Raw genomic sequence first — 9,857 nt, 5'->3', positions numbered from 1 at the left:
GATCAGCCGCGCGGATCATCCGGTAGTCGAGAAGGGAAGCCGAGAGCAACTGTCCATCTTCGTCGAAGACGGTATGTTCGCACAAGGCCTGACTGAGCGCCGACGCCGTACCGCCGTGAACCTGACCAGCCAGGAGCAAAGGGTTCACCGTGACACCGAAATCGTCAACGATGACATAGTTCTCAATTCCGACATCACCTGTCTCAGGGTCGATCTCGACCTCGCATATATGCGTGCCGTTGGGATAGGTCGCTTCTGTCTGATTGACTTCTTCGCGGGCCATCAGCGTTTCACCTGAACCAGCGACAATCTCCGCAAGCGTTACTTGCTGGTCGGTTCCGACGACGCGAACGACACCGCTTTCCAGCTCAAGATCGTCAACACCGGCTTCCAATCGATCCGCCGCCAGTTCCTTGACCCTCTTCACCAGCGTGTTGCTGGCATCGCGAACAGAAGGCAACCCGAGAGGGATTGAACGGGATCCACCAGTGCCGCCGCCCTGGCGAACCCGGTCCGTATCACCCTGGATTACCTCCACATCCTCAATCGAGACACCGAATTTCTCCGCAACGACCTGGCTATAGGCTGTAGCGTGACCCTGGCCGTTGGTCTGCGTGCCGATCAGCAGTGTCAGATTGCCTTCGCTGTTCAGTTCCAGCGTCGCCTCTTCACTGCCAGGGAATGCGCAACATTCGATATAGGAGCTGATACCGAAGCCACGGTACTTTCCGGATTTGGCGCTTTTCTCCTGACGGCCCTTGAACCCCGCCCAGTCTGCAACGTCCAGCGCCTTGTCCAGGTGTCCGCTGAAATCGCCGGTGTCATACATCCGTCCTGTCTGCGTGGTGTAAGGCAACTGGTCCGATTTGATGAAGTTATGCTTGCGGAACTCAATCGGCCCGAGGCCGGTCTCCTCACCGGCTTTGTCGATCAGACGTTCGATGAGATAGGCAGCTTCGGGACGTCCGGCACCGCGAAATGCATCGGTCGGCACTGTATGCATGAAGATGCCGTCCACCGTCGCGTAAACCGCCGGAATGTCATAAAGCCCGGACGACATGGAAACGCCGACCCAGGGAATGAACGGGCCGAACTGATGCAGATAGGCACCCATGGCAGCCTTCACATCCACCTTCAGGCCGAGGATCCTGTTATCCGCATCCAGAGCCAGTTCCGCGTGCGTGAGATTGTCCCGGCCATGCGCGTCAGTGACAAAATGATCCATGCGCTCACCATCCCAACGCACGGCTTTGCCAAGCATCTTGGCCGCCATCATGGTTAGTGGATATTCACGGTAGCAGAAGATCTTGGTGCCGAAACCACCACCGACTTCCGGCGTGACAATCTGGATCTTGTCATCTTCAAGGCCGAGAATCTTGCACAGAACATCACGCATTCCGTGTCCACCCTGGGTTCCTAGCGTCACCTTGTAGCGTTCGGTATCGGAATTGAATTCCGACACGCAGCCGCGCAATTCCATATAATTTGCCACGATGCGATTGTTGACCACATCTATGGAGACAACCTTGTCGGCCTTGGCAAAGGCAGCATCGGTCTTTGCCTGGTCTCCCTGTCCGAACCTGAAAGCAATGTTGTCGTCTCGATCCGGCCAGACCTTGACCGCGTTCGGTGCAAGGGCATTTTCAATGCCAACAACGACATCAAGAGGATCGTAATCCACTTCCAGCATTTCGGCAGCATTTCTGGCCGTATTGAGATCATCAGCCACAATGAAGGCGATTGCATCGCCGACATACCGCACCTCATCGGAGCAAAGGACCGGTTGTGGCGGGATCTCGAAGTGGGTCCCGTCGACCTGCTTGATCCGGGCCATCATCGGCATGGTCATGCCTGTGGTTTCCGCCCCGGTCAGAACCAGTCTGACACCGTCCAGTTCCCGGATTTCGTCCGCGTTTTCCACTTTGATCCTGGCATGCGCCATGGCCGAGCGGACCATGTAACCGTGCAAGCAGCCCTCGGGCATGTAGTCTCCGGTGTAGATGCCCTGCCCCGTAACGAGCGGTTCATCTTCCTTGCGACGCAACGGCGCGCCGACACCGAATTTCGGAGTGACCATCTTGTTCATGAATTTGGACCTGCATTTTGGGAAGAACTTCCCGGGAATTCAGAAGACCGAATGAAACGGTTTAGCTCATACATAGCGTTGGAACACAGCTGGTTCCAGTGCAAATTGCGTGGCCCTTCCTGACCGACGCGAGCGGTTCAATCCGGAATATACTGCTTTCACGCTTCAAGGCAAACGGCTTCAAACCTCTTCCCTTCCCGGAAAAAAGCGCTAAGCTTGCAGCAATCGCTATCGACTTTCAGACCAAACCAGCCCGTTTGTCTCGGCCATCGGCGCCGCAGCTTCTTTTTTGCGGTCTGGTTCAGGAATCAACATGGATATGCCTTCCAAAGAGCCAGCGCCCGACACGGCGGCTGGCGCAGCCGATCCCGCTTCCGGAAATCGTTTCACCCGGAAAGTGACGGCCATGACAGCGCATTTGCCGTCCAACACAATTGGCGCACTCTGGATTCTGCTTGCAGCATTCCTGTTTTCGATCATGGTCACCTTGATCAAGTTTATCGGCGAAGACCTGAGCGTCTTTCAGATCCTTGTCATCCGCCAGATGGTAATGCTGGTCATTGTTGCCCCCAAGATCCTGAGCAGTCTACCAACGTCATTGGCAACGAAGCGGCCTAGCCTGCAGCTCACACGTATTCTATTCGCAACAGCTGCAATGCTTTGCGGTTTTACCGCTTTTATTGAGCTGCCTCTCGCCGAAGCGACGGCAATCAGCTTTTCCAAGACCTTCTTCCTGACCATCTTCGCGATCTGGCTGTTGGGAGAAACTGTCGGTGTGCACCGGTGGGGGGCCACCATTATCGGTTTTCTCGGTGTACTCCTGATGCTGCGCCCGGATGGCGACAGCCTGGTGGATCCCTATGCGCTACTTGCCATTACCGGTGCTGCCTGCGCTGGAATGGTGATGATCGTTGTTCGCATTTTGACCCGCACCGATCCGCCGGTGACGATCCTGACCTACCAGGCCTTTGGTGTCGGTCTTCTCATGCTGATCCCGGCAATCATGACCTGGAAAGCGCCAACCCTTGAACAATGGGGGTTGCTGGTCCTGGTCGGCATCGTCTCCTGGGCTGGACAAATGTCCAACATCCGCGCTTTCAGGGCCGGCGAAGCAACGGCAATCGCTTCACTCGATTACACAAGGTTGCTCTATGCGACCATCTTCGGCGCCTTGATATTCAGCCAATGGCCCCGCATCGAAACCTTGCTCGGCGCAGCCGTTGTGATCGCTGCGTCGATGTACACCGTTCACCGGGAAGCCAAACGCGGCCGGGAACTCGCCCGCGCCGCAGACGGCCGCGGCTATTCGAATTAACAGAATGTGTCACACAGAAAAAACGCGCCCTTTCGGACGCGTTCTTCTCGGGATTTCATATTGTTCAAGCGCTCTGTGCCTGAGCTGCCGCCCGCTTCTGGGCTTCCTCTTCGACCAGTTCCTTCTTGGACAGCTTGCCGACCATGGTTTTCGGCAATTCGTCCCGGAATTCAAATTCCCGAGGCATTTCAATGGCTGAGAGGTGATCTTTCAAGAAGGTCTTCATATCCTCGGCTGAGCTGGAATAGCCTTCCTTCAGCTTGATGAAAGCCTTCGGCGACTGGCCCCGATATTCATCCGGGATCGCGATGACAATGGTCTCGTCCACGGCCTCGTTCTGATAAATCGCTTCCTCGATCACCCGCGGATAGACATTGTAGCCAGAGCACAGGATCAGATCCTTGATGCGATCAACAAGGTAGATGAACCCGTCTTCGTCCTGATATCCGACATCGCCGGTGTGCAGGTAGCCATCGGTGGTGATTGCCTCCGCAGTTGCGTCGTCGCGTTTCCAGTAGCCTTTCATGATCTGTGGACCGTGAAGCAGCAACTCGCCTTTTTCACCCGGAGCAACTTTGGTGGTTCTGTCCTCAATGCTGACAAAACTTGCTTTGGTACCCGGCACCAGACGACCTATGGAGCCAGCCCGCCGGTTTTCATCCAGCGGATTGACGGCAGCAACCGGAGACGATTCAGTCAGCCCGTAGCCCTCCACCAGAATACAGCCCGTCAGTTTTTCAAAGCTTTCCTTGACCTCAACCGGCAAGGGCGCGCCGCCCGAAAGACACAGGTTGATGCTGGACAGATCGTATTTTACGGTCATCGGCGAGTTGTTGATCGCCGTATAGATGGTCGGAACACCTGGAAACAACGTCACCTTCTTGCGGGTGATCGCATCAAGCAGCGCCTTCAGTTCAAAGCGCGGCTGCAACACCATTTCCGCCCCCAGAATGATTGACAGGTTCTGGGCCACAGTCATTGCGAAAACGTGAAAGAACGGCAGGACGCACAACATCTTCTCTTCGCCCTGGCGCGCCTTTTCAAAGACGCAGCGCATCTGCTCGATATTGGCGGAAAGGTTCTTGTGGGTCAGCATCGCTCCTTTGGGAACGCCGGTAGTCCCGCCGGTATATTGAAGAACGGCAATGGCGTCTCCCGGATCGATCTCCACAGGCTTGGGCTTCGCCCCTTTCGTCTGCAGGTCCTCAAACCGGATATGCGCATCGTCATGCGGTATGTCCGCTATTTCCTTACGCTTGAAGAGACTGAAGAGAACCTTCTTGACCGTCGGCAGGCAGAACGTCATCGGGCAGACGATGATCTTGTCGAGGATCTTCTCCTTCCGGACGTCCTCGACCTTGTCGTAGATCAACTTCAGATCCATCGTCACCATGATGCGCACATCCGCATCGCGAGCCTGAAAAGCGATTTCCCGCTCGACATATAGCGGATTGAAGTTGGCAACAGTGCCGCCGATCTTCAAAATCGCGAAATAGAAAATCGTATAAAAAGGCGTGTTCGGCAGACAGAGCCCGACATGCACGCCTGGCCCGACCCCCATGGCCTGAAGCCCGGCAGCTGTCCGGTCGACCAACACCCCGAGCTCGGAATAGGTCCAGACCTTTCCCATGAAATCGGCTGCAGGCCGGTCGCCGAATTGTGCAACAGTGGTTTCGAGATATTCGTGTACCGGGCGTGGCCCAAAAGCCGCGCTCCACTCCTCCGCAGTCGTCATAACGTTCTCCAACGCGTACTTATCGCTTCCATTTCGCAATCAGCCGTTTTCCTGAATTGTCCGAAAGACCCAACTCAACTTTCGAACAATTGTCTCCTCCTGGCGCCTCATTGCTGTGGAAGTGCTACCTCTGTGGGTCTCTCCTGACATGACGCAACCTTCCGTTCACGTCAACTCGCGACGTAACGACACCCCTTCATTTTTTTTTGCAGTTGCGAAACATACTGTTTAGATAAGTTCCCTGTTGCGATTGGCAATACCCGCGGTAAATCAAAAACTTAACGCAATGCACGACGCACTCGGTGCATTTATCTTTTCGGCCAGGCCCAACGTGGCGGCTCGACACTATCCACGACTGTTTCGCCCAGTTCCTTGCGCAAATCATAGCGAACACACTCAGGTTGCTCTGCCAGAAAGGTGACAAGTTCGTCCGCATGGGAGACCACGATGACCTGGGTTTTCTCCGCGGCCTTGCTCACCAGTCTGGCGAGCGGCTCCAACAGCGCCGGATGCAGGCTGGTTTCCGGTTCGTTGAGGACGATCAGCGGTGCCGGACGCGGTGACAATAGCGCAGCCGTCAACAACAGATATCTCAAGGTTCCGTCCGAAAGCTCGCTCGCTCTGAGCGGCCTCAGCAACCCCTTTTGCTGCATCAGGAGCTCGAAATAGCCGTCGTTGACGGTGATCTCGATGGAGGCTCCGGGAAATGCATCGTCAACGGCTTCGGCCAGAACGACCTCATCACCAATCTCCAGTATCGTCTGTAATGCGGCCGCCAGATCCCCGCCATCCGCGCTCAGGACCGGTGTCCTGGTGCCGATCTTGGGAAATCGAGCAGGTGCGTCCCGATCTGTTCGCAAATGATCGTAAAACCTCCAGGCCCGCATGCGTTCACGCATGACAAGCAGCTCCAGTCCGTCTTTCGGATCTGCTGCATGGGTCATCATGCTGTCGAAACGAGCAAGGTTCTGCACCACGGGCATCCGGTGCCCGTGGGCATTAAGAACCCTGACGGTCGGCCCGCTGCGGCCCGCTATCTCATTTGAGCGGGACAGCGCCTCCCCTGCCCACAAGACTTCAGCCTTGATTTCCGGATCCATTGAAAAGAACGAACGGCCGGCGTCGGCAGGCAATCCGAGATCGATGGCATAGCCGTAATCCTCGTCTGCAAATCCAAGTTTCAAGCTGACAACATTTTTGCGCAAAGTGCCTTGTACAGGCACCTCTCCGCGCTTCATGGCGCGCGAAAACGCTTCGGGGCCCGCCCAGAGCGTCGATTGCAGACCGCCTTCCGCAGCAAGTGAAGCAATTGCCTGTCCCTGTGCGACTTCGGCCAGCAGCCGGATCGAACGGTAAAGGCTTGATTTGCCGCTGCCATTGGCGCCGGTCACCAGCGTGATCCGATCAAGCGGCAATACAATATCCCGTAACGAACGGTACCCGGAGACTGCAAGAGTGAGAATCATGAGGTTTATACTACCCAGATTTGCAACTTTTCTGGTTTTAGGCGCAAATATTGTCGCGGCTCTGAAACCGGGAAAGCACGAGCATGTTTAATCCGAAAGAAGCAGCTGAAGACAGTCACGCGCTAAATCTGGCGATACTCGTTCTCGCGGCATTTGCAGTTCTCCTGTCGATCTACTTCCACCATGACAGCGGATTGAAATTCTGGCTGCTGAAAGGATTTGGCGAGTCGTCGCGCGGTCTTGTTCTGAGCGTTCAAAAGGTTTCCCAAAATCCGGGCATGTATGAAGAGATTTTTCGGGACAACCCGAGAAACGCGCTCAAAAACTACAAGGCCTGGAGCACTGGAGACATCCTCGTTGCCGAATTCAAACCAGGCGACTCTCCTTTGCAAATCATTTCATTCAAAATGCCGACCGGCTACTCCAGCACCCGCGATTCCGACACTCTTTTTATCACTTATCTGCCGATCAATCCGAGGATAGCCCATCCCACGGATTACCTCGCAGACTTTGCCCTCGACGGCAGAATTCTGCTTTGGTCACTCGTCCTCGGCGCTGCCATCGCCTTACTTGCAGTGCGCTCCGTTCAAAAGTGGATGGGGTTCCGGAACCAGATGCGCAGGTATTGATCCGCAAACGGCCTGGCAAGCTGCTAGCTGCCCTGATCCACCAGCTCGAACTTGTCGACGTCAAACATACCGAGATCCGTGATCTTCAGATGAGGGATGACCGGCAGCGGCAGGAACGCGACCTGCAGAAAGGGTTCTGCCAACGTACAGCCGAGTGCCTTGGCGGCGCCGCGCAAGTCCTCCAGATGCTCCTTCACCGCTTCAAAAGGCTCAAGGCTCATCAGACCCGCGAGCGGTAGCGCCAGCTCTGCCTTGACACCGTCCGCATCTGCCACGGCAAAGCCGCCTTTCATCTCGATTACCCGATTGACCGCATGCGCCATGGCCTGTTCATCAGCCCCGACAACACAAATGTTGTGACTGTCATGGCCGACGGACGAGGCGATTGCACCTCTGGTCATTCCGAACCCATTCACAAATCCAAGACCGATGTTTCCGGTGCCCTTGTGACGCTCGACAACGGCAACCTTCAGGACGTCCTGTTCCGGGTCAACCAGGGTCTTGCCCCCGGAAACAGGCAGCATTCGCTTAAGGTGTTCGGTGATGATCCTGCCTGGAACGACGCCAATGACGTCCGCTTCGCTGTTGCGTGCGGGGATATCGAATTTGGCTGCCGACACAACATCCACCTTGACGCTGTCGAGCCCGACAGGGACAATTATGTTGCGTTGGGAAAATGCGTTGTGATCAGCAATGACACCACCGCTGATGACCTGGCTCACCCGGCAATCTTCAAAATCGCTGAGCAGCACGATGTCGGCCCGTTTGCCGGGACTGAGTGTGCCGCGATCCTTCAATCCGAAAGCATTCGCTGCGGACCAGCTTGCAGCTCTATAAACGTCGAGCGGCCGGATACCCTTGGCGATCAGGCGGCGGATCATGCTGTCCAGATGGCCTTCTTCGGCAATATCCAGCGGGTTCCTGTCGTCAGTGCAAAGCGCAACAAAGGCGGAGACATCCGGTGTCAGGATCGGAGCCAGGGCTTCTAGGTCCTTGGATACAGATCCCTCACGCATCAGGATCGTCATGCCCTTGGCAAGTTTTTCCAGCGCTTCTTCCGCGCTAGTTGCCTCATGATCCGTTCGAATACCGGCTGCAAGATAGCCGTTAAGCCCGAGACCGGACAGCAACGGAGCGTGCCCGTCAATATGACCGTCCTGAAACGCAGCAAGTTTGGCGAGCACTTTCGGATCGCGGGTAAGCACACCAGGAAAATTCATGAATTCGGCAAGACCGATGACCTTGGGGTGTTCGCGAAAGGGAAGCAGATCTTCGATTTCCAGACTGGCACCAGCAGTTTCAAATGCTGTCGCCGGAACGCAAGAGGAAAGGTTCACCCGAAGGTCCATCACCGTCTCAAGCGAACTGTCTAGAAAGTATCTGATCCCTTCCGCTCCCAAGACATTGGCAATCTCGTGCGGGTCGCAGATGGCGGTCGTCACGCCAGCACGCAGGCGGCGCGCGATCACGGGCTGGCCTTGCTGGATGCCGGCGCGGATTGTCTGGATGTTGGCGGCGAGAGCACCCGTCCGGGCGCCGAACCCGTGTCTGAAAGCGAAGAACTGGACCGCGTCGCGCCAGTGATCGAGGCGATCCTTGAGGAACGCCCGGACATGCCGATCTCGATTGATACGATGAAGCCGGGGGTCGCGCGCGCCGCCGTGCATGCCGGGGCCAGCCTGTGGAATGACGTCAACGCCCTGCGCGCGGATACGGCGCCGGAAACCGCCATGGAGCTGGGGGTGCCGGTGTGTCTGATGCATATGCAGGGCGAACCGCGCACCATGCAGGCCGCGCCGCACTATGACGACGTGGTCAACGACGTGGCGCGCTATCTGGGCCAGCGCGCCGGAGTTTTGCTCGCCACCGGCTTTGACCGCGATCTGATCGTGCTCGATCCCGGCATCGGCTTTGGCAAATCGCTTGAGCATAATCTCCAGCTCATGGCCTCGCTCGAGCATTTCGTCTCGCTGGGCCTGCCGGTGCTGTTCGGCGCCTCGCGCAAACGCTTCATCCAGGCGATTGATCACACGGCGGAAGATGCAATGGATCGGCTGGGCGGCTCGCTCGCTGTCGCCCTGCACGCCGCACGGGCCGGTTGCGCCATCGTGCGGGTCCATGATGTGCGCGAGACGGTTCAGGCCCTCAAGGTGCAGGCGGCGGTTCTGAACGCCGGGGCCTAAGCCCAGCCCAAAGCCAGGCGCAGCGCCTTGTCGCCCATGATCTGTTCGCTGTGCCGCCAGTCCGCGTCGGGCTGCAGGCCGGCGCTGACCAGCAGAGCGGCGCAGGCGATGTGCTCATCACGGGCGCCGCGGGGCGGCTCGAGCCAGCCTTGCACGGCCCATCCCAGCGGCGTGGCGCTGTACTGGGCGTCACGCAGATAGATATAGACGCCGTGGTCCATCAGGCGTTTCACAAGGTCGGCCATGCCCATAATCGCGGCCCAGTGCAGGGCGGTGGCGCCGAACAGGCCGCGCGGATCGGGATTCGCGCCCTTGTCGAGCAGGCGATGGGCGATGGAGGGGCAGGACAGGCTGATGGCGCTGATCAGCAGAGTGTCGCCATTACCCGGATGAACAGCATCCAGATCCGCGCCCGCCGAGATCAAGGCGTTGGCGAAGGCCAA

At 57.1% G+C, this 9,857-nt stretch carries 8 protein-coding genes; 3 read left to right on the top strand and 5 right to left on the bottom strand.

All coding sequences use genetic code 11. From position 1 onward, the window contains the following. Positions 1–2,086 (bottom strand): xanthine dehydrogenase family protein molybdopterin-binding subunit (locus tag K5905_RS18700; RefSeq protein WP_297586542.1); only part of this gene is annotated, 2,086 nt, incomplete at its 3' end. A 313-nt stretch (positions 2,087–2,399) separates the two neighbouring features. Between K5905_RS18700 and K5905_RS18695 the strand changes: the two genes are divergently transcribed. Then, positions 2,400–3,401, top strand: a complete 1,002-nt coding sequence (locus K5905_RS18695; RefSeq protein ID WP_297586540.1) for a DMT family transporter — start codon at positions 2,400–2,402, stop codon at positions 3,399–3,401. Positions 3,402–3,465: 64 nt separating this feature from the next. Here the strand turns inward: K5905_RS18695 and K5905_RS18690 are convergent, their stop codons facing one another. Beyond that, the gene (locus tag K5905_RS18690) at positions 3,466–5,136 is read right to left on the bottom strand and encodes a long-chain fatty acid--CoA ligase (protein ID WP_297586538.1); all 1,671 of its coding nucleotides are present in this window, start codon (positions 5,134–5,136) and stop codon (positions 3,466–3,468) included. Between the two features lie 308 nt (positions 5,137–5,444). After that, a complete protein-coding gene (locus tag K5905_RS18685) occupies positions 5,445–6,602 on the bottom strand; it encodes an AAA family ATPase (protein WP_297586536.1) in 1,158 nt (385 codons plus the stop codon). Positions 6,603–6,685: 83 nt separating this feature from the next. On the opposite strand from K5905_RS18685, the gene K5905_RS18680 reads away from it, so the two are divergent. Further along, positions 6,686–7,231 carry a hypothetical protein gene (locus K5905_RS18680; protein WP_297586535.1) on the top strand — a complete coding sequence of 182 codons (546 nt, stop codon included), beginning with the start codon at positions 6,686–6,688 and terminating at the stop codon, positions 7,229–7,231. A 23-nt stretch (positions 7,232–7,254) separates the two neighbouring features. Here the strand turns inward: K5905_RS18680 and ade are convergent, their stop codons facing one another. After that, positions 7,255–8,700 (bottom strand): adenine deaminase, encoded by a 1,446-nt coding sequence (gene ade, locus K5905_RS18675; protein WP_297586533.1) that lies wholly within the window; start codon positions 8,698–8,700, stop codon positions 7,255–7,257. Positions 8,701–8,709: 9 nt separating this feature from the next. On the opposite strand from ade, the gene folP reads away from it, so the two are divergent. Next, positions 8,710–9,414: a dihydropteroate synthase gene (gene folP, locus K5905_RS18670; RefSeq protein WP_297586532.1), complete on the top strand. Its 705-nt coding sequence runs from the start codon at positions 8,710–8,712 to the stop codon at positions 9,412–9,414. Here the strand turns inward: folP and K5905_RS18665 are convergent. Continuing rightward, on the bottom strand, positions 9,411–9,857 hold a 447-nt coding region (locus K5905_RS18665), incomplete at its 5' end, for an ankyrin repeat domain-containing protein (RefSeq protein WP_297586531.1). The genes folP and K5905_RS18665 overlap by 4 nt on opposite strands.

The sequence above is a fragment of the Roseibium sp. genome, assembly GCF_025698965.1.
Taxonomy (GTDB): domain Bacteria; phylum Pseudomonadota; class Alphaproteobacteria; order Rhizobiales; family Stappiaceae; genus Roseibium.
The sequence above is the reverse complement of the archived record's forward strand: the minus strand, read 5'-3'. Positions and strand labels throughout refer to the sequence as shown.